This is a genomic window from Segatella oris, from assembly GCF_900637655.1.
GTDB lineage: Bacteria > Bacteroidota > Bacteroidia > Bacteroidales > Bacteroidaceae > Prevotella > Prevotella oris.
This window is the reverse complement of record NZ_LR134384.1, coordinates 1,588,001-1,608,252: the sequence shown is the minus strand read 5'-3', so window position 1 is coordinate 1,608,252 and position 20,252 is coordinate 1,588,001. Positions and strand designations below refer to the sequence as shown.

At 41.5% G+C, this 20,252-nt stretch carries 18 protein-coding genes; 10 read left to right on the top strand and 8 right to left on the bottom strand.

Features of this window, described 5'->3' with window-relative positions:
• Positions 1–39 precede the first annotated feature (39 nt).
• On the top strand, positions 40–942 hold the full coding sequence (locus EL210_RS06700) for a glycosyltransferase family 2 protein (RefSeq protein ID WP_018920839.1): 903 nt from the start codon (positions 40–42) through the stop codon (positions 940–942).
• Between the two features lie 441 nt (positions 943–1,383).
• Here the strand turns inward: EL210_RS06700 and EL210_RS13550 are convergent, their stop codons facing one another.
• From EL210_RS13550 to EL210_RS06690, 3 genes are read right to left on the bottom strand one after another with little or no spacing between them, the layout of a single operon-like run.
• Positions 1,384–1,533, bottom strand: a complete 150-nt coding sequence (locus EL210_RS13550) for a hypothetical protein (RefSeq protein WP_018920838.1) — start codon at positions 1,531–1,533, stop codon at positions 1,384–1,386.
• 5 nt (positions 1,534–1,538) lie between these two features.
• Entirely contained in the window at positions 1,539–2,438 is a 900-nt protein-coding gene (locus EL210_RS06695; protein WP_004371008.1) for an RluA family pseudouridine synthase, read from the bottom strand.
• Positions 2,435–3,928, bottom strand: coding sequence for a glycoside hydrolase family 10 protein (locus EL210_RS06690; RefSeq protein WP_018920837.1), 1,494 nt, complete (start codon positions 3,926–3,928; stop codon positions 2,435–2,437). The genes EL210_RS06695 and EL210_RS06690 overlap by 4 nt, the downstream gene beginning before the upstream one ends.
• Before the next feature lie 125 nt (positions 3,929–4,053).
• Here EL210_RS06690 and EL210_RS06685 point away from each other — a divergent pair, with 125 nt between their 5' ends.
• The 3 genes from EL210_RS06685 to EL210_RS06675 are packed head-to-tail and all read left to right on the top strand — an operon-like array spanning position 4,054 to position 12,115.
• Positions 4,054–6,117, top strand: a complete 2,064-nt coding sequence (locus tag EL210_RS06685; RefSeq protein WP_018920836.1) for a DUF5686 family protein — start codon at positions 4,054–4,056, stop codon at positions 6,115–6,117.
• Positions 6,117–9,344, top strand: a complete 3,228-nt coding sequence (locus tag EL210_RS06680) for a UvrD-helicase domain-containing protein (RefSeq protein ID WP_018920835.1) — start codon at positions 6,117–6,119, stop codon at positions 9,342–9,344. Before EL210_RS06685 ends, EL210_RS06680 begins: the two co-directional genes overlap by 1 nt.
• Positions 9,344–12,115: a PD-(D/E)XK nuclease family protein gene (locus tag EL210_RS06675; RefSeq protein WP_018920834.1), complete on the top strand. Its 2,772-nt coding sequence runs from the start codon at positions 9,344–9,346 to the stop codon at positions 12,113–12,115. The genes EL210_RS06680 and EL210_RS06675 overlap by 1 nt, the downstream gene beginning before the upstream one ends.
• Positions 12,116–12,881: 766 nt before the next feature.
• On the opposite strand, the gene EL210_RS06670 is transcribed toward EL210_RS06675, so the two are convergent.
• The 5 genes from EL210_RS06670 to nusB are packed head-to-tail and all read right to left on the bottom strand — an operon-like array spanning position 12,882 to position 16,229.
• Positions 12,882–13,325 (bottom strand): DUF5606 family protein, encoded by a 444-nt coding sequence (locus EL210_RS06670; protein WP_018920832.1) that lies wholly within the window; start codon positions 13,323–13,325, stop codon positions 12,882–12,884.
• 34 nt (positions 13,326–13,359) lie between these two features.
• Complete coding sequence (gene coaE / locus EL210_RS06665; RefSeq protein WP_026285983.1) at positions 13,360–13,944, bottom strand: dephospho-CoA kinase; 585 nt, start codon at positions 13,942–13,944, stop codon at positions 13,360–13,362.
• Positions 13,945–13,958: 14 nt separating this feature from the next.
• Complete coding sequence (locus EL210_RS06660; RefSeq protein ID WP_018920830.1) at positions 13,959–14,939, bottom strand: CdaR family protein; 981 nt, start codon at positions 14,937–14,939, stop codon at positions 13,959–13,961.
• Positions 14,932–15,249, bottom strand: a complete 318-nt coding sequence (gene yajC / locus EL210_RS06655) for a preprotein translocase subunit YajC (RefSeq protein WP_004371019.1) — start codon at positions 15,247–15,249, stop codon at positions 14,932–14,934. Before yajC ends, EL210_RS06660 begins: the two co-directional genes overlap by 8 nt.
• Before the next feature lie 20 nt (positions 15,250–15,269).
• Positions 15,270–16,229, bottom strand: a complete 960-nt coding sequence (gene nusB, locus EL210_RS06650) for a transcription antitermination factor NusB (RefSeq protein ID WP_018920829.1) — start codon at positions 16,227–16,229, stop codon at positions 15,270–15,272.
• A 218-nt stretch (positions 16,230–16,447) separates the two neighbouring features.
• On the opposite strand from nusB, the gene EL210_RS06645 reads away from it, so the two are divergent.
• The 6 genes from EL210_RS06645 to EL210_RS06625 all read left to right on the top strand — a co-directional run bounded on the left by EL210_RS06645 (position 16,448) and on the right by EL210_RS06625 (position 20,252).
• Positions 16,448–17,062 carry a 50S ribosomal protein L25/general stress protein Ctc gene (locus tag EL210_RS06645; protein WP_004371021.1) on the top strand — a complete coding sequence of 205 codons (615 nt, stop codon included), beginning with the start codon at positions 16,448–16,450 and terminating at the stop codon, positions 17,060–17,062.
• A gap of 6 nt (positions 17,063–17,068) precedes the next feature.
• Entirely contained in the window at positions 17,069–17,641 is a 573-nt protein-coding gene (pth, locus tag EL210_RS06640; RefSeq protein WP_018920828.1) for an aminoacyl-tRNA hydrolase, read from the top strand.
• Between the two features lie 3 nt (positions 17,642–17,644).
• Positions 17,645–18,061: an RNA-binding S4 domain-containing protein gene (locus EL210_RS06635; RefSeq protein WP_018920827.1), complete on the top strand. Its 417-nt coding sequence runs from the start codon at positions 17,645–17,647 to the stop codon at positions 18,059–18,061.
• Between the two features lie 197 nt (positions 18,062–18,258).
• A complete protein-coding gene (locus EL210_RS06630; protein WP_018920825.1) occupies positions 18,259–18,480 on the top strand; it encodes a hypothetical protein in 222 nt (73 codons plus the stop codon).
• Between the two features lie 229 nt (positions 18,481–18,709).
• Positions 18,710–18,871, top strand: a complete 162-nt coding sequence (locus EL210_RS13545) for a hypothetical protein (protein ID WP_154649975.1) — start codon at positions 18,710–18,712, stop codon at positions 18,869–18,871.
• A 214-nt stretch (positions 18,872–19,085) separates the two neighbouring features.
• Positions 19,086–20,252 carry a hypothetical protein gene (locus EL210_RS06625; RefSeq protein ID WP_018920823.1) on the top strand — a complete coding sequence of 389 codons (1,167 nt, stop codon included), beginning with the start codon at positions 19,086–19,088 and terminating at the stop codon, positions 20,250–20,252.

Sequence of the window (20,252 nt, the reverse complement as noted above, 5' to 3'; positions counted from 1 at the left end):
AACACAAAAGAGTTACTTTTTTTTATTACTTTTGTATCCATGGAACTATCGGTCATCATACCTGTATTCAATGGTGCAGACACCTTGCGAAGATGTCTCGACTCAGTCATAGGACAGCAAATTGAGGGCATGGAAATCATCTTGGTTGATGACGGATCTACAGACAACAGCCTGCAAATCTGCACCCAATATGCAGAAAAACATGCCGCAATAACTGTTATTCACCAGACCAACAAAGGGTTGAGTGAGGCGCGAAACGCTGCACTTGAAGTTGCCAAAGCTGATTATGTGACCTTTATAGACTGTGACGATTATCTCGAACCACATACTTATAAGGGGCTGATGAACAGGTTGAAAAAGCATGAAAACATAGACATTCTTGAATATTCTGTTGATGAACGCATAGGCGGGAAACATCATACGCGACTGCAACTGCCCGACAGATTGTTTACCAACTGGCAGAGCTATTGGCTTAAGACAAAGGCTTACAAGCATGCTTATGCCTGGAATAAAATCTTCAGAAAGGCTCTCTTCGCTCGTGAACAGTTCAAGGCGAACCTGATTTTTGAAGACATCGAACTGATGTCGCGCCTGCTGAAGCATTGCAAAAACATCATGATAACCTCGCATGGTTATTATCATTACACGTTCAATCCACTGGGAATTACGGCAAATGCCAATGGGCAAGCCTTGGAATCTATGCTCCATACCCATTGCAAAATCATGAAACAATGCGTTGACAAGGAATATTTCAGACACGTACTCAATATTCAATTGGATGTGTACAGAATGAACGGCAGTCTGATTTTAACTGATTATCTCCCTTATAGAGGTGGAATAAAGCTGACCTTATATCATCTTTTAGGACTTAAAGGCCTATGTATGCTGCACCAATGGTTCTGGAAAATGAAAGACCATGTGACATCTCTTTGGAGGCATTAACTTAGGAAACGAATTATATGTTAATTCCTTTCAAGTATCTTTACAATTGTTCTTGCAGGCCTCGCATATTCAAAACGCAACGCTTCTTCACTCCGAATGATGCCCGTTTTTCAATATTTCATAACGCAATGACTATCAAAAGATTACAAAATTCAATGGAAAACAGAATATGAAATTACGCTAAAAAGCATTGTAACTTGCATCATGTTACAGCGTAATCTGCCTCACTTTATCGCGCATTTTGACTCAAGAGGCCGTGCATTCTGCATCAAATTACAACGCATGATGCCTTAAAATACAAGATAAACATTCAGAAATCACAAGACCATACCCGTTTTTCCGTCTTTTTTTCTCTATATGATGCTGCTCAGAAGTGTTAAAAACAAGCTGTAATCTTTACAAAAGAGAAGTGCAGAAAGCGATGCTTTCAAACCGCATCTGCTACCTTCCCATGGAATAGAGCCATACTACAAGCGCTATGACTACCACGGCAACAAGAAGCTTGAAAAGACAACTGGTCACTTTCTTCACAATGATAACACCTGTAACAACGGCCAACAATATGAGGACATAAAATAAGAAATTATTCATGATTTTTATTTAATGATTTTATGGAAAGATGCAGGAATTGGAGTTTCGAACGTCATGGGAACATGTGTTATGGGATGATAGAAACACAGAACATAAGCATGCAGACAGAGACGTCCTATCGGATCATCGCCGTTTCCATATTTGGTGTCCCCACAAACAGGGTGCCCCATATCGGCCGAATGCACACGGATTTGGTTCTTACGGCCTGTTTCCAACTTATATTCTACTAAGGAATAATTGTCGTTTCGGTTGAGAACATGGAAATGGGTCACGGCATATTTGCCGCCATTGTCCACTGGAGAGGAATAAGTGATATAGGCTTTGTTGTCCTTCAGCCAATTAGCTATCGTACCTTCTCTTTGTTCCATCTCGCCCGAAACAACCGCAACATAGCGACGGTCGAACACAATGTGATGCCAATCACGCTCCAACAGCAATTCAGTCTCCTTGTCCTTGGCATAGAGCATCAGTCCACTCGTTTCCCGATCAAGTCGATGTACCACGTGAGCCATGCACTTCTGACGTGACTTCTTGAAGTAATCATCCAACACAGCCTTTACATTCAGCGATGAATGTCCGGCTGCCATAGACAATATTCCAATATTCTTTTCAACGACCACCAAGTGTCTGTCCTCATAGACTATCTTCACATAGCGACTCTTGAAGATGTCATTATTACGCTTTGTCTTACTGAGTGCGATTTTCGTTCCGACTGAAACGGGGTAGTCAAATTGCGTGACAACCTTACTGCCTACCCTTATTCCACGTCCTTGGAGCGTCTGTTTAATCTTCGACCTGCTTAGTCCTTTTACGTTTTCAAGCAACCATTCCAAGAGTGTTCCCGCCCGATCGACCACGAAATGGTCGTAATCTCCCGGCTTGTTATAACTGTTATGAGGCTTCATAATTTTACTTTCTTCTTGGCGATTTTACTCTCGTTGCTCATGCGGTCGAGCGAGGTAACAGCATAGACATACTTTGTGCGTCCGTCCTCATAAGGCAACTTATAATAGTTTTTAGCAGTAACAGCAACTATATTCGATGGATTTTCAATGTTGATGTGTTCTCCTTTTTCAAAATGATAGACTACATATTTCACCGCTTCATCATTCCATTTGCGTGCACGAGGAGCTGTCCAGAAAAGCAGATAGCCGTCACTCGTCCATACGGGTTTCACGTGCTTAGGCTTCTTGGGCGCTTTATCGTCAATGAAAGACATCTTAGGTTGCAAGGCAGGATATTTCCAATAACCATCGCGCATAGCTGCAGCATAGTTGCCGATATTATCACAAAATGACTTCGCATACCACAGAACGGTGCCATTGACATGATTAAGTTCGTTGTGAAGACGGCGCTTAGCTGCCAACTGATGACTATTGGGGTTCTGTGGGTCGGCAAATTTCACGGTGCGTTCCACGTCTTCACCTATGTAAAGAGGACGGTTGCCGGCATGTCTGTTCCACCAACGGATAAGTTCATCATAGTCAGCTGTGGGGTGACCTATCTGCCAATAGAGCTGCGGAACGCAATAGTCTACCCAACCGTTATTGACCCATAACAGCACATCAGCATAGAGATCATCATAATTCTGCAACCCCTTTGTATTGCTTCCTGCCGGAGAATTGCTCTTGTTACGATAGATACCGAACGGTGACACGCCAAACTTCACCCAAGGTTTAATGGCATGAATACTGTCAGAAAGCTGCTTCATGAAAAGATTTACATTGTATCTCCGCCAATCTCCACGGTCTTTAATGCCGTTGTTATAAAGTGAGTACTCACGGTCATCGGCAATGGTCTGGCCGGCAGCAGGGTAAGGATAGAAGTAATCATCTATGTGGAAGCCGTCTACATCATACCGACGCACAATGTCACTTGCTATCTTACAGATATATTCTCGGTTCTCCGGCTGGCCCGGATTAAGGATTAACTGGCCATCATATGCAAATACTGAACCTGGTTTCCTTATGGCTATATGATTGAAAGATAAGTCGTTGGTAGTCTTTGTCTTTGCTCTGAATGGGTTAATCCAAGCGTGAAGTTCCATTCCCCGCTTGTGACACTCGTCTATCATCCATGCCAATGGGTCCCAATAAGGCTGAGGAGCCACGCCTTGCTGACCGGTCAGAAATCGGCTCCAAGGCTCATAAGCACTGGCATATAAAGCGTCACACTCGGGCCTTACCTGGAAAATAACGGCATTGACACCATCTTTCTGCATTTCGTTGAGTTGACTTGTAAGCATCTGTTGCATTCGGTCTTTCCCTAACCCGAGGAATTGACCATTCACACACTGTATCCATGCGCCACGAAACTCACGCTTTTTCTGCGCCAGAGACTTATGAATACCTGCTAAAAATAACAAAAAGAACAGTATAAATAACTTGCGATTCATCTTTAATTTATTTTACTTTGGCAAAAATACTAAAAAAAGAAAGAATATAATTCCAAATCCTTAAAAAGATAGATTAATTTGGAGAATTGATGCCTTTTTTATATTTTTGTGACTCATAAAATGTGATGAAAGCACGTTTATCATATATCTCTCCCATGTGTCTTGCAGTGACTATTCTGTTGTTGCATTGCTCTTTTCATGCAGATGCGGCAGACAAGCTTCGACCGGATCAAGCTTTATTGGAGCGTGTTTTCGCTTATGCACAGTCTGTTGAGGGCGAAGAAGTGAAGCCGGATACGACTTATGCATATACCAAATATTCTCTTTTCATTCGTAAACGTAATATTACCTTATTGGCAGTACCCACGATGTGGGCAGTTGCACACGGCAGAAAACGGCACTATTTAGGTGAAAACTACGAGCGAATTGAAACGCAAGGAAAAGATAACTATGATATACAACGCCTCACTCATTTATCAACCATACCCTCAAACCGCAGTAGCCTCACGACCGTATTAAGGTATCTGACACCCCATGTGTACCAACCCACCATTTTCCAGAACGATATCCTCTCCCCATTTCATCTGAAAAATCGACCTTATTACCATTATCAAGTCACGTTTTTATTAAACGGAACTGCGCGTATTAAGTTTCGTCCGCGGGCCGACAACACGCAATTGGTGCGTGGACAAGCGTTAGTCAATTATAGTGACGGACGTATCATCAGCCTGAAATTAGATGGAGAATATGACATGGTCGACTTCTCTTTAGGTCTCTCTTTGGGACAATCCGGTGCTAAATCTCTATTACCAACCGATGCAAGACTTTACTGTAAATTCAAATTTCTGGGGAATGTCACCGAGGGAAAGTATCGTACTCTCTATGGATTAAAAGCCGTATTACCTGACAGTGTGGTCAGAGACAGCATTAATAGTATATCTCTTGTTCGCCCAATTCCTTTGACCATACAGGAAGAACAACTGTATCAAGATGAACAAAAGGCCCGTGAAGAAAGAGATTCCATAAGCCAAAACGAACCTGAAAAGAAAAGGAATGCCTGGAAAACAATCTTCTGGGATATCATCGGGAATAATCTTGTCAACAGAATTAAAAGTAATATCGGCAAGAAGAATGAGGGCTATCTGCGCATCAATCCTATTCTGAACCCACTTTATATGGGCTATGACAACAAGCGAGGATTTACCTATAAGTTTGATGTTCGGTTCAACTACATGTTCACTCCGAATATAATGTTGACCACACGTATTAAGTCTGGCTATTCGTTCAAGCAGAAACAACTCTATTTTACCCTGCCAACGATGTTCTGGTATAACAAAAATCATAACGGATATATTGAGTTGGAAGTAGGTAATGGCAATTGGATTGCAAACGGAATAGCTGTAGACTATGCTCGAAAACAAATCGGAGATTCTATCATCAAGAAGTACCCGAGAGCTCATTTTTTCAGGGATAGCTATGCCAAGTTATTGAACAACTATGACTTCAACGCACATTGGGGCTTTCAGGCCGGTGTGATTTTCCACCGAAGAACAGCTGTAGAAAAGGACGTGTACAGAAAAGCTAACCTTCCGTCACAGTACACTTCCGTTGCTCCGCTCGTTGAATTGCAATGGCGTCCATTGGGTTGGCAAGGGCCATATATAGCACTTGACTATGAAAGAGGCATCAAACATCTGCTTAAGGGAAATATTGACTACGAACGTTGGGAGCTTGATGCACAGTGGAAACTCAAGCTGAGACAACTCAAAAGCCTACAGATGCGTATTGGTACCGGCGGCTATACATTGCAGGATGGGCATACATTCTTCCTTGATTATACGAATTTCCGAGAGAATCATGTACCGGGAGGCTGGAATGATGATTGGAGTGGAGAGTTTGAACTGCTGAATTCTAACAAATATAATGCATCACGTTGGTATGCCCGAGGTAACATAACTTATGAGAGTCCCTTATTGGCCACATCACATTTACCATGGGTTGGTCATTTCATAGAAATGGAACGACTCTATGCAAGCATCCTTTCTTCTAAAGACTGTCGTCCTTATCTTGAATTAGGCTATGGCTTTACAACCCGCCTTTTCTCTATGGGCTTATTCCTTAGTAACGATAGTGGAAAGATAAAAGAATTCGGATGCAAATTTGGTTTTGAACTTTTTAGACATTGGTAATGAACAACTTAACTGTATACAGAGCAAGCGCCGGCTCGGGAAAGACCTTTACACTTGCCGTACAATATATCAAACTGCTGGTTGAAAACCCTCATGCCTATCGGCACACCTTAGCTGTAACCTTCACTAACAAGGCCACAGAAGAAATGAAAATGCGAATTCTGAGCCAGCTTTATGGTATTTCAAGAGGACTGAAAGAGAGCAAACCGTATTTGGAAAGCGTCAAACAGCAAACTTCTTTAGATGAAACAACTATTATCAACAATGCAAGCTATGCACTGAGTGAACTTATTCATAATTACAGTTACTTCCGAGTAGAAACCATTGATGCCTTTTTTCAAACGGTATTGAGAAACCTTGCGCGAGAACTTGAACTAACAGCCAACTTGCGTATTGAACTAAACGACCAGCAAGTTGAACAACAAGCTGTGGACCAACTTATTGAGGACTTGAACGATTCCTCCCTCCTACTCTCCTGGATTTTAGACTATATCCATGAGAATATGGACGATGATAAATCATGGAATGTCATTGCCCAAATTAAGCATTTCGGCATGAACATCTTTAAAGATTACTACAAAAAAAACCGCCAAAAAATTAAGGAGATCTTTGAAGAAAAGGATTTTTTCAAACATTATACTGGGCAGTTGCGGGCTATCCGCAAACATGCTGACGAACAGATCAAGAAATGTGGAGATGATTTTTTTGAGCTTCTTGATGCCAAAGGGTATTCCGTCAGCGACTTCTCCAATGGAGTCCGCGGAGTATGTGGTTATTTCCTGAAACTCCAATCAGGCAATTATACAGACGACGAAAAGGTCTATAACAAGACAGCTGATGATGCATCGACCGATCCTGCAAAATGGATTATCAAGAAAAAAGCCCATGCAGGCGAACCTATCTACGACCTTGTATGCGACCAACTGATGCCAATGTTGGTTCAATCAGAAAGAATTCGAAGACAACAATGCCGTCTGTACAAGAGTGCCGACCTTACTTTGAGGCATCTTAACCAGTTGAGATTGCTCGACAGTATTGGGGATAAGGTGGAAGAACTGAACCGAGAACTGAACCGGTTCATGCTGAGTGATACCCAGACTTTACTGCGTTCGATGATTGGAGAGAATGATTCTCCTTTTATTTTCGAAAAGATTGGAACTCAATTACGCAACATCATGATTGATGAATTCCAAGATACAAGCACTGTTCAATGGGAAAATTTCAAGGTATTGCTACTTGAAACCATGAGTCACGACAGTAATAATCTCATTGTTGGTGACGTGAAACAGAGCATTTATCGTTGGCGTTCAGGCGATTGGCGACTGCTAAATGACATAGAAAATGAGTTTGGAGCACAGGAGATTAATATCAAACCCCTGAAAATCAACCGCCGTTCTGAAAAGAATATCATCACATTCAACAATGCTTTTTTCGAGAAAGCAGCCCGCCAGGAATATCTCCAATTAAAGAAAGAGGCCGAGAACAATGCGGAACAACTGCAAAAAGCATACGAAGATGTCATACAGGATATTCCAGCAGAAAAGGAAGAATGCGGAACGGTAGAAGTTGAATTGCTTCCTAATGACGATGAATATGAAAAACAAACATTTGCGCTTGTAGCTGATAAAGTGCAGGCACTCATCGACGCAGGAGTTAAAGAAAACGACATTGCTATCCTGGTAAGGTACAATGCAACCATACAAGAGATTGGAGATTACTTCATGCGAAACATGCCCGATGTTCATCTTGTGTCAGAAGAAGCATTTCATCTTGATGCATCACAAGCCGTGAATATCATCATCAGTGGCATGATGGTGCTCAACAATCCCGAAGACGATATCGCCAAAGCTACCCTTACTAAACTTTACATGAAGTCTATTAAAGACAATAGTCTGTTAGATAGTGACATACTATTAAAGAATAATTCCTTGGAAGATTATCTTCCCAAGCTATTCCTTAACCAAAGAGAATATCTGTTGGGACTATCTTTAATAGATATGGCAGAAGCGCTTTACCATATCTTCGACCTACAAACTCTCACTGGACAAACAGCCTATATATGCACCTTCTACGACAAACTCAATGAGTTTATGCAAGATGGTGTTCCTGATTTACACAGCTTTTTAGAACAATGGACCGATAATATTCATAGCAGTTCCATACAAAGCAGCAATAATGAAGGCGTGTCACTTGTGACTATCCACAAGAGTAAAGGACTGGAATTCGACCATGTCATCGTGCCTTTCTGTGATTGGAAACTTGAAAAAAGCAATACGATATGGTGTAAGCCACAGGAAGAACCATTCTCTGCTCTGCCGATTGTTCCTATAGATTTCAACAAAAAGCAGATGAAAAACTCTATCTATGAGAATGATTATGCCGATGAACATTTCCAAAATATAGTTGATAATCTCAACCTCCTCTACGTTGCATTCACCCGTGCTAGCCGTGGTTTATACATTTATGGGAAAAGAGGTGACAAAGGTGGTGGACGCTCTTGGATTATTGAGAACTGCCTACAAGCTGTCGCAACAGACTTAAATGCCCACTATGAAGATACAGGGAATAAAGAAGAAAGCATCCACTTTGCATTTGGAGAAGGCCTTTCTATTGCTCCCAGCAAAGTCAAAAAGCAATCAGAGAACATATTTAATCAGTCTGCTCAAAACATTGAAATCACCGTAGAAAACTACGAACGCAAGGTGCAATTCAAGCAGAGCAACAAGAGTAAAGACTTTGTAAATGCTGGAATGGAAGAGAATGAAGAAACTTTGAAAAAGAAGAGTTATATTCAATTAGGCAGCATCATCCATGCCATATTCTCGACCATTAAGACTAAAAAAGACATTGGCACAGCCCTGAGGAATCTTGAAGAAGAAGGCATCTTATATAACAAGGTAATCACACAAGACAAACTCCGCAAGACAATTACAGAGCGTCTGAACGATCCCAGAGTGTCTTCATGGTTCTCCGAACGGTGGAGTCTTTTCAACGAATGCAGTATTTTAAAAGTCAATCCCCTGACAGATAAAGTCGAAGAACGACGCCCAGACCGCGTCATGACCGACGGAAAAGAGATGATAGTTGTAGACTATAAATTTGGTAGTCCCAAAGAAGAACACAAGGCACAAGTGAAAGAATACATGGACCTGCTACATGAAATGGGACATCATAATATCACTGGATACTTATGGTATCTGTTCTCTAACAAAATTATCAAACTATAATGAAGAGCTTTCTACAATATGTAGCTGAGGATATCCTACATAAAAACGGGACTAATCTGTCGCACATCACAATCGTTTTCCCTAACAAGCGTGCCTCTTTGTTTCTGAATGAAGAATTAGCGCGCATGGCTAACCAACCAATCTGGAGCCCAACTTATATCACCATCAGTGAACTTTTTCGTGAACATTCAGACAAAACTGTTGGCGATCAGATAAAACTGATATGCGACCTGCATAAGATTTTCAATGCATGCACAGGAAGTTGCGAGACACTTGACCACTTCTACGGCTGGGGACAGGTGTTATTGACCGACTTTGACGATATAGACAAGAATATGGGAGATGCGCATCAGATATTCACCAACCTAAAGAACATACACGAACTTGACGACGCATCTTATCTTACCGAAGAGCAAAAGGAACTGTTGAAGAAGTTTTTTGGCAATTTCTCTGATGACATTGCATCGAAACTCAAAGAGCGGTTCGTCAACCTTTGGAGCAACTTTGAAGAAATCTATACACGCTTCAATGAATGCCTTGCACAGCAGGGATTAGCCTATGAAGGTGCACTTTACAGAGAGGTTGTAGAGAAAACAGAAATCGATTTCCAGAACGACAACTACATTTTTGTTGGCTTCAACATGATGCAGATTGTCGAGCAGAAACTCTGCGAGCGTTTACAGAAACTGGGAAAAGCGCACTTCTACTGGGATTTTGATGATTACTACATGAAGAATCAGTATGGAATCAAGCATGAAGCAGGCACGTATATCCGTCAATATTTGAAGTATTTTCCTAACGAACTTGACATTACCAACAAGCAGATTTACGCTAACTTTGAACAGCCCAAGAACATTACCTATCTCAGTGCTACGACTGAAAACATCCAGGCACGCTATATCAGTACATGGCTCAAACAGAATGGACGCATCGATGACGGACGCCGCACGGCCATTGTACTGGCCGATGAAAACCTGCTGCCAACAGTCATTCATTGTCTTCCTCCAGAACTGAAACATGTCAATATCACAACAGGTTACCCACTCCAACATGCGCCAATAGCATCTTTCGTGCGGCTACTCATCAATCTGCACACCATGGGTTATAGCGCCAACAGGCATTCTTTCAGCAAGAAATGGCGTACAATGCTCATGCGACATCCCTACATGAAATATATTGAAAACCAAGAAACTGTATTTGGGAAAGTCCATACTGACGTGGTTTCTATCAACACATGGATTGTTGATATCCTGCAAGAAGTGGGCCATAACTATACTGCAGAGGGCGAAGAAGACCCATTTGTACAGGAGTCTATCTTCAGAATGTACACACTCTTCAATCGTTTAGAGGCACTGATTACAGCAGGAGATCTTGAAGCTGACTTCAACATATACAACAGACTCATCAATCAACTCATTTCTTCTACCTCGGTTCCTTTCCATGGAGAACCTGTAATAGGCCTTCAAATCATGGGAGTGTTGGAAACTCGCAACCTCGATTTCGACCACATTCTCATTCTCTCATGTAATGAAGGCAATATGCCGAAGGGCGTCAACGACACCTCCTTCATTCCCTATGCCATTAGAAAGGCCTTTGGACTGACAACAATCGACAATAAAGTGGCTATTTATGCCTATTATTTCCACAGTCTTTTACAACGTGCTCAAGACGTAACCCTCACCTACAACAAAGCTACCAGTAAGACTGCCACTGGCGAAATGAGTCGTTTCATGCTCCAAATGATGGTGGAAAGTCAGCAGAAAATACAATTCAGAAACCTCAATGCACAACAGGTTCCGATGCAAAATATCAAGAAAGCAATCGTCAAGAATCCAAAAGTCATGGAGGTAATCAACGGCATTGAACGCATATCTCCCACTGCCTTGACCACTTACCTACGCTGTCAGATGAGATTCTACCATCGCTATGTTGCCGGCATCAAAGAACCTGACAACGAAGAAGATGAAATCGACAACCGCATCTTTGGTAACATCTTCCACCGTGCAGCAGAGTTGTTCTATCAGGATAAAAACCACGGAGGTATTATTCATGAAAGCGACATAGAAGATGCGCTGAAAGACAAATCGCTATTGACACGACTCGTAGAAAGAGCCTTCAGAGAAAAGCTTTTTGAAGTAAACGAAACGCGAGACATTAAATATAATGGTCTGCAACTCATCAATCGACAGGTTATTATCGACTATTTGAAAAGACTATTGCAGATTGACCAAAAGCTTACTCCATTCTCCATTCTCGGCTTGGAAGAGTCGGTCGAAAAGGCTTTCGAAATAGATACGCCACAGGGTCCCAAGCAGATTTATCTCTTTGGAAACATTGACCGTATTGACGAAATCCAAGATAACCATGGCGCATTCATACGCGTTGTAGACTACAAGACCGGGAGCAACAATAGCATGAACGTCAAGAATATAGATGACATATTTAATCCTGAAAAGATAGACAACCACACTGATTACTATCTTCAGGCTATTCTCTATTCGCTTATATTGCGCAACGAACATCCAATCAATGCAGCAAACCACCCCATAAGCCCAGCATTGCTGTTCATCCAGCATGCCACAGGAAAGGATTACGACCCAACATTACAGCTCGACAAGCAACCGATTACAGATGTAGCCAATTATCAAAGAGAATTTATGGACCGACTCAAAGTGTTGATTGAAGATATTTTCAACCCCGATATTTCGTTCAATCCCACTGAGAAAACAAAGCAATGCCAATATTGCCCATATCGAAATATCTGTGGTTAAATGGCATTATCAAACATTCCTCCCAACGTTTTACATTGTTTCCTTTAGAGTTTATGTCGCTTATGCAATCTTGTTGATAAGTCATTCAACCCAAAGAAAACACAATGCTATACGCTTGGCTGGGTCTTTTCTCTCTATCTTTATATACTGCTTCAACATTAGAAGAATACTGATTTGCTGTAAATATTATTGTTGCTTTTTAACACTTCTGAGTAAGACGAACTATAGAAAAAAGAACAAAAAATATGGTATTATTTCATGAATTTGAACTCTTTAGTATACAAATTCATTCATCAAATGTTGCAATTTGACGCAAACTGCCACGTGAATTGAGTCAAAACACGCAATAATCTGATGCAAATCAGCGCGTAACTTGAGGCGAGTTGCAATGTATTTTCACATGACTTCACTTTTATTTTTGCTCTGAAATTCACAATATACAGATAATCAACATATTATAACTCTAAAGAAAAGGAGGATTATTGAATACAAGGAAAGCTTTCATTTCAAATACGCGAGCTACACGAATGCTTTTGTAGATATCATTGAAGCAAATTAACATATAAATCGTTTATCAGATATTTAGTCCATGCAATAATCCTATCAAGGAGACAGAATGCTTGATTTCTCCAAAAACTGACGCCAATTTGCGAGCTGAAGAATATACTATACGCCACACAAAGCTATACAAGAAGGCCTCGTAAACACGGAAGTTTACGAGGCAATTGCTCCTTATTTTTGTAAAAAGCAAAGCCGATTTATGGGATTATTCAGCGTCCTTGCGATCGTCAATATTATCTCCCTGTGTCGGTGCAAGCGTCTTTTCGAAATCGGTAATACCTGCCTTTACAAGGATGTCATACCACTGAAGCAACTTCTTGATATCACTGTCGTGCACACGATCCTGGTCGAAATTAGGCAGCACTTCAGCGAAATAAGCACGAAGTTCTTTAGGACTCAACTTCCTATAGTTTACAGAAACCTCTTTACCGCCTTCCTTCTTGCAAACATTTTCGAGTACATTCCACAATGGAATATCATCGGCATCAGTGTACATGGCAATGTCACCAAGGCTCGTCACACGGTCAGAAGCAAAAGCCGGGATACGTTTATGAGTTTCATCAAGTGACTCAACAATGAGATTCATTTTACCACGAGAAACCAGTTTATAAAGTCCAGGTTTACCTGCGATTGAAAGGATTGTTTCCATTTTCTTAAATTGTTTTATATTTCTGATTAATATTCTATATTTCCCAATTGAAATCTACAAACATCTTATCTATCTGTGTTTCGAGACTGGCATATCCGTCATTCACAATGACAAAATCAACCCGTTTTTCTATTTCTTCCTGTGGCATCTGGCGGCCAATCCATTGCAAAGCGCTTTCACGAGTGATTGAGTCGCGCTCCATGATGCGCCGGACTCTCATTTCTAATGGAGCAGACACACAGACAACATGATTGAATTTCACTCTGTGATTGAAACCGCTTTCGAAAAGGATAGCACTCTCAAGCCATTGAAGATTGCTTAGCATAAAATCGGTTGCCACAGCTGGATGCACGATATCATTAACCGCTTGCTTATGGGCATCGTTTTCAAGTAGAAATGCAGCAAGCACCCTCTTCTGTATAATTCCATTTTGACAAACATCACCACCTATCAGATGTTGCAACATCATCTGCAGGCTCTCGTCTGAACACATCAACCGTTTAGCTGCCTCATCGCAATCATAGACAGAGAGCCCCCGCTTTTCCAACAAGTGACAGACATAACTCTTGCCCGAGCCAATTCCCCCTGTTATTGCAAACCGTTGTAATGCTCTTTCCATTAAGTTCACGTTCTTTATTGTTGCTCTACGAGATAGTCTACCTGTGACATCTGTAGCTTTGGGCGGAGAATGCCATCGGGAAACTGACGCAACTTGACAGGACATTTGTCAGAAGGATGGTTGGCAATGTCGTTATAATCGGCAACAACCATGAACTGTTCTGGACGAATATTACGGAATCTGCTCCCCCCTACCGTGAAAGAAAGCTTCACCTTGGAGGGAAATGTACGCAACATCTTACCAGTTGGCATGTTAACAGCCACAATCGGCACCTCAATACTTTCTTCGGTCAAAATATCCGGATAGATTGTCATCCGAACTTTCTGCGGCATAATCTTGGCACCTTTAATGGTATGCAGCAATATGTCACGACTGATAGTATCCTCTATATGCCGCAAGGATAAGGTTTCGGTTGTAACCCATTGAATACTATCAAGCACGCGCTTACTTGCATAAACGGTAACCTTGGAAGGTTGAAACTTAATTCTGGAGATATAATAACTCTTCCCTGCTTCAACAAGTCCGGTTATACGAATAGGGAACTGTCGTGATTGACCATAGTTGAAATAGAAAGTCAGCAGGTCTGACTTGATAGCCGATATCTTGGAAGAGCTATAGAGACGAAGATATATCAAACGCTGCAAATCAGCTAAAGAAACCTTTCCTGTCCCCGTGCTTTTGTTGGCATAACTTTCAAAATCAATCGTAACCGGTTGTATCCTGTTTGCATAAGTATAAGCAAGTAGCGTAAAACCTTTGTCACGTATCATCACATCTATCGTATCACTGATATTCTGAGTGATAACCACATTCTTGGGGACATTTACTAATTTGACAGGCACAGGAATGTCTCTGTCATAAGTTTCGTTAAGAGCCATCAAAAGCCAGAATGTTCCACTCAGCCCGAGAAAGAACAAAAAAATCAGAAACTCCCTATTCAACGTACTGAACAGAAAGTTCCTGACAGTCTTAGCTAACTTGAGTATCTTATGCATTAGGTGTCTGAGATGATGCGTCTTCAAAGACATAACCTCTGCTGACCGTAATAACTACACCGCGTGCAATCTCTACATCAACTGTATCTGCACTTACATCTACGCGTTTAATCGTTCCATAGATACCTCCGCCTGTTACGATCTTAGCGCCCTCCTGAAGTGAATTCTGAAAGTTACGTATCTTCTTTTGCTTCTTCTGTTGTGGGCGAACCATGAACAACCAGAAAATGACGAGAATAGCACCCATCATGATAAAAACGCCCATTCCACCACCTTGCGCTGCCTGAGCAGCTAATAACATTGCATTCATTTAGATAAGATATTAATTGATTAGTTGTTTTCTTTTTCTTTAGCTTCATGCACTTTCAGTGCCTTAAATACCATCCCATTGTCTACAAGAAAATGAGCAATAGAATCAAGCATCCCGTTAATATAACCGCCACTTTTCGGGGTACTGTAGAGTTTGGCTAAATCTACATATTCATTAATAGTAACACTGATTGGAATATTTGGGAATGTGAGCATCTCTGCAATGGCAATTTGCATAATGACAACATCCATATAAGCCAATCGGCCAAAATCCCAATTGCGACTGGCCTCACTCATATAGCGCTGGTACTGATCTGCATTGAGGATTGTTGCACGGAATAGTTTACGGGCGAAGTCTTTATCTTCTTCATCCTTATATTCAGGAAGCAGTTCCTGCATACTCGTATTTTCCTGCTCAAAACGCTTGATAGTTTTCAGTACAAATGTATCGACCACCTCTTTATCATCATTCCAATAGAGGCTCTTTTCTTCAAGCAACGCATCAAGATCGGCATTGTTCTGAATCAGCTGCTTATAGAGTTTTCGCCATACTTCGCGGTCTGCCTCATAGGTATCGTCCTCAGAAGCCATGTAGTCTGCATATATAGAACAGCTTTCTATGAGATTACACATCTTACGAATGAACTCTATATCATCATTCCATGAAATCTTGTGTGCTTCCATGAAATCATTAAGCATCTTGTTTTCTTCTAACTGGACGGCAAATTTATTATAAGCAAACTTCTGTGAAGGTACCTCAAGTCCTTCACGTTGTGCCCGCTGTGTTGCAATTTCCACACGATGACGTTCTTCACGAGTAACAGCAACTATCAAAAGCAGTAAATAGTTATATAAATCATACGCCTTAGAAAGACTGAAAAACAATTCCTTTTCGGCAGTATCAATACTCTTGTTACCATTTTGATAGTACGCATAGGTTAACTGAACGATCTTAATCCTTATAAGTTCCCTATTAATCATTCTCTAATAATTTAATGGTTTCCCCTATCGTTTATATGATGCCACAAAATTAGACTTTTTCAACTGAATATGCAAGCAATACCCCTTGTTTTTCAATATTTTTTAGTAGAAATTTGCACAGTAAACGAAAAAAAACTACCTTTGCATCGCTTTTCCGAGAGCAATCTCGTGTGATGGCGAATTAATTCATAACAATTTAATTTAGAGTAACACAAATTATGAAAGAGATTAACGTATCAGGTCAGAAGCGTACAGACCTTGGCAAAAAAGCTTCCAAAGAACTCCGCAAACAAGGATTTATTCCATGTAACCTCTATGGTGAGAAGAAAGATGCTGACGGCAGGCCAGAGGCACATGCATTTACAGTTTCTTTCTGTGAACTTCGTAAAATCATCTACACTCCACACATCTATGTTATCAATCTGAACATTGATGGAGAGCATCACACTGCAATTTTGAAAGAAATTCAGTTCCACCCAGTTACAGACGCACCTCTGCACGTTGACTTCTACGAGGTAAACGATCAGAAACCTATCAATATCGGCATTCCTGTTAAGTTGACAGGCTTGGCTCAAGGTGTTCGCGATGGTGGTCGCATGAACCTTTCCATCCGCAAGATTAACGTAACAGCTCCTTACCAACAAATCCCAGAGCATCTTGACATTGATGTAACTGCTTTGAAGATTGGTAAGAGCATCAAGGTTGGCGAACTTTCATTCGAGGGTCTTGAGATTACAACGAGCAAGGATGTTGTTGTTTGCTCTGTCAAGATGACTCGTCAGGCACAGCAGGCTGCTGCCGCAGAAGACGAAGCTCCAACTGAAGCAGAATAATCAGGAATGGACAAGTTTCTTATTTGTGGATTAGGGAATCCGGGAGATGAATATCAGGATACTCGCCACAATACAGGATTTATGGTATTGGACGCTTTTGCAAAAGCGTCCAATATTCATTTTGAAGACAAGCGCTATGGCTACATTGCAGAAACAACCATAAAAGGGCGCAAACTCATCCTGTTGAAGCCTACCACTTTTATGAATCTCAGCGGCAGCGCTGTAAGATATTGGCTCAACAAGGAAAACATTGTTCAAAGCCATCTGCTTGTCATCAGTGATGACATAGCTCTTCCTTTAGGCGCATTCCGTCTTAAGGCAAATGGGAGCAATGGCGGACACAATGGCTTAGGAAATATCCAACAACTTATCGGGCAGGATTATGCCCGTTTACGCATGGGTATAGGCAACGAATATCCTAAGGGCGGACAAGTCGATTGGGTGCTTGGCAAATATGACGCTGACGAAATGAAGCGTCTGCAGCCAAGTATTGACATCGCTTGTGAAATCATCAAGAGCTTTGCACTGGCAGGCATAAACATAACGATGAACCAATTTAACAAGCTTGGTAAGAAATAAGACATGGCAGATACAGCAAGAATAGACAAATGGCTTTGGGCAGCACGCGTGTTCAAAACACGTTCTCTTGCTGCAGATGCCTGTAAAAACAATCGCGTGACTATCAATGGCGTAAATGTTAAACCAAGCCATACAATTAAGGCCGGTGAAATCATCTGCGTCAAGAAATCGCCAATCATCTATTCGTATAAGGTGTTAAAATGTATAGAACAACGTGTTGGGGCGAAGTTCATTCCTGAGATTTATGAGAACGTAACTGATGCTAAGCAATACGAATTACTCGAAATGAGCCGCATCAGTGGTTTTATTGACCGTGCACGTGGAACCGGCAGACCTACCAAGAAAGAGCGCCGTGCACTCGATTCCTTTGCCGACCCTATCTTATTCGGCTTTGATGATACCGATGACTTCGACGAATAAAAACAGCATACCCGATACCCAATGCCTTAAAATCAAATACATTTTCATTTGTTCCATGGAAAAACAGATGATGTTCTACAGCTCCAAACTTAGGAAAACTGAAAAACAGCGAAAATCGGCTTTCCCAAACTTGGAAAGAACGAAAAACGGAAGAAAACGGCCGTCCCAACATTGGGAAAACTGAAAAACAGCGAAAAATGACTTTCCCAACATTGGGAAAATCAAAAAACAGCGAAAAATGGCTTTCCCAAACTTGGGAAAATCAAAAAATGCCACAGGCTGCATTTCCGACCCCTTGGAAAGCCAAAAAATGCAGAAAATCATTCGTCGCTCGTGAGCGAAATGCAGAAATTGCCAAAAACAGCGTTTCGCTTGCAAGCGACGAGCGAAAAACATTGAAAACAGCATTTCGCTCATGAGCGAAACGTAGAAATTGCCAAAAACAGCGTTTCGCTTGCAAGCGACGAGCGAAAAACACTGAAAACAGCATTTCGCTCATAAGCGAAACGCAGAAAACGCAAAAAATCGCTCGTCATCCGTGGATGAAATCAAGAAAACGGCGAAAATTGGTTTTCAGCCGCGGCGGAAAATCAAAAACAGGCAAATTCTGCGTTTCGGCCGCGGCCGACGAACCAAAAACGCCGAAAAATGACTTTCGGCCATGGCCGACGGGTGAAAAACAGTAAAAACAGCATTTCGGCCACGGCCGAAATGCAGAAAATGAGAAAAACAGGTCTTCGGCCACGGCCGATGAACGAAAAACGACAAAAGCTGACTTTCGGCCACGGCCGAAAATCTATCATCCATTAATTTTAATGCATGGCAGTGTATATTGTCGCAACAGAAGCTGAACGAAATGACAGTCCCCGGGAGAGACTTGACTTTGGGAACACCAAATTTTGTTTTTTTACAGAAGACCCAAGTAAATTCGCATTTGGCCATCTGCCCATACTTAAAAATCCATTAAAATTTTCATTATTCTCTTTTTTTTCTTATATTTGTAACTCCTAGATTCAAAAAAGAAATGACAATTAAGAAAACTGCAATATACTTTTGGATAGCCTGTTTGTCGCTTTCTCTCCCACTCTGTGCACAAAACCGATTAAAAGGAAAGAAAGTGACAGCTAAGGCACAACATGCACAGACGAAGCTTAGCAGTCCAAGTAACGCTCTGTTTCGTGAAATGCTGCCTGCCACGGCCAAGCTGATATTTGCAGACAGCATCATCGTTGATAAAAAAGACTTCCTGAAACAAATTCCAACAGACAGAGAGATTGGAGAAATAATTCCAACAAAGGAATTCTTAGGAAACTCACAAGCCCCTGAAGCTTTAACCTTTATCAACGGCATGGGGGATCAAGCTTTCCTGGCTGAAGGAGATACGTTAAAGACGACTATCTACAGCGCTGACAAATTTGGAAAAAAATGGGCACAGCCTACACGAATTACAGCCATAGATGATACATACCTGCAGCCGAACTATCCTTTCATGCTGTCAGATGGCATGACGCTATATTTTGCAGCTAAGGGAAGTCACAGTATAGGCGGCTATGATCTATTCATGACACGATACAACAACGAACAGCACAGCTTCTACCAGCCGGAAAACATGGGGTTGCCCTACAATTCGACAGCTAATGATTATCTGCTGATTACTGATGATATAAACGAATTAGGCTGGTTGGTCACAGACCGAAATATGCCTGAAGGAAAGGTGTGTATCTATACTTTCGTTCCAACCAAGCAGCGTTTTTCCTATGAGAAAGACAACTTGACGACGAAACAACTTGAGGCCCAGGCACAGATTGCTTCTATAGCCCTGACCTGGCAAAACGGAGATCGACAGGCTGCACTCAATCGGTTGAAACAGCTTATTTCGCACAACAAGTCTGTAAAGAACTCGCCAAAGAAACTGAATTTCGTCATCAATGATAACATAACATTTAGAAATATCAATGATTTTAAGGCTGAAAATCAAGAAAAGGTGTCCCGTTTTTTAGCGCTTCAGGTAGATTATAACAAACGAGATACAGAACTGCTTCGCCTCCGTGACAACTATGAGAGCGCCACAGGTACGCAGAAGCAGGCACTCCGTAAAACGATTGTTGAACGAGAGAAAACCCTTGAACAGCTGCAGATTGACATAGCAAAACTTGAAAAAGAAATTCGCAACAACGAAAACCTTAAATGA

What these genes read in the sequence shown, in the direction of transcription:
- EL210_RS06625 (WP_018920823.1), top strand. Translation starts at nt 19,086, where the DNA reads ATGACAATTAAGAAAACTGCAATATACTTTTGGATAGCCTGTTTGTCG.
- EL210_RS06645 (WP_004371021.1), top strand. Translation starts at nt 16,448, where the DNA reads ATGAAAGAGATTAACGTATCAGGTCAGAAGCGTACAGACCTTGGCAAA.
- nusB (WP_018920829.1), bottom strand. Translation starts at nt 16,229, where the DNA reads ATGATTAATAGGGAACTTATAAGGATTAAGATCGTTCAGTTAACCTAT.
- EL210_RS06675 (WP_018920834.1), top strand. Translation starts at nt 9,344, where the DNA reads ATGAAGAGCTTTCTACAATATGTAGCTGAGGATATCCTACATAAAAAC.
- pth (WP_018920828.1), top strand. Translation starts at nt 17,069, where the DNA reads ATGGACAAGTTTCTTATTTGTGGATTAGGGAATCCGGGAGATGAATAT.
- EL210_RS06635 (WP_018920827.1), top strand. Translation starts at nt 17,645, where the DNA reads ATGGCAGATACAGCAAGAATAGACAAATGGCTTTGGGCAGCACGCGTG.
- EL210_RS06660 (WP_018920830.1), bottom strand. Translation starts at nt 14,939, where the DNA reads ATGCATAAGATACTCAAGTTAGCTAAGACTGTCAGGAACTTTCTGTTC.
- EL210_RS06690 (WP_018920837.1), bottom strand. Translation starts at nt 3,928, where the DNA reads ATGAATCGCAAGTTATTTATACTGTTCTTTTTGTTATTTTTAGCAGGT.
- EL210_RS13545 (WP_154649975.1), top strand. Translation starts at nt 18,710, where the DNA reads ATGACTTTCGGCCATGGCCGACGGGTGAAAAACAGTAAAAACAGCATT.
- EL210_RS06680 (WP_018920835.1), top strand. Translation starts at nt 6,117, where the DNA reads ATGAACAACTTAACTGTATACAGAGCAAGCGCCGGCTCGGGAAAGACC.
- EL210_RS06685 (WP_018920836.1), top strand. Translation starts at nt 4,054, where the DNA reads ATGAAAGCACGTTTATCATATATCTCTCCCATGTGTCTTGCAGTGACT.
- EL210_RS13550 (WP_018920838.1), bottom strand. Translation starts at nt 1,533, where the DNA reads ATGAATAATTTCTTATTTTATGTCCTCATATTGTTGGCCGTTGTTACA.
- yajC (WP_004371019.1), bottom strand. Translation starts at nt 15,249, where the DNA reads ATGAATGCAATGTTATTAGCTGCTCAGGCAGCGCAAGGTGGTGGAATG.
- EL210_RS06695 (WP_004371008.1), bottom strand. Translation starts at nt 2,438, where the DNA reads ATGAAGCCTCATAACAGTTATAACAAGCCGGGAGATTACGACCATTTC.
- EL210_RS06700 (WP_018920839.1), top strand. Translation starts at nt 40, where the DNA reads ATGGAACTATCGGTCATCATACCTGTATTCAATGGTGCAGACACCTTG.
- EL210_RS06670 (WP_018920832.1), bottom strand. Translation starts at nt 13,325, where the DNA reads ATGGAAACAATCCTTTCAATCGCAGGTAAACCTGGACTTTATAAACTG.
- EL210_RS06630 (WP_018920825.1), top strand. Translation starts at nt 18,259, where the DNA reads ATGACTTTCCCAACATTGGGAAAATCAAAAAACAGCGAAAAATGGCTT.
- coaE (WP_026285983.1), bottom strand. Translation starts at nt 13,944, where the DNA reads ATGGAAAGAGCATTACAACGGTTTGCAATAACAGGGGGAATTGGCTCG.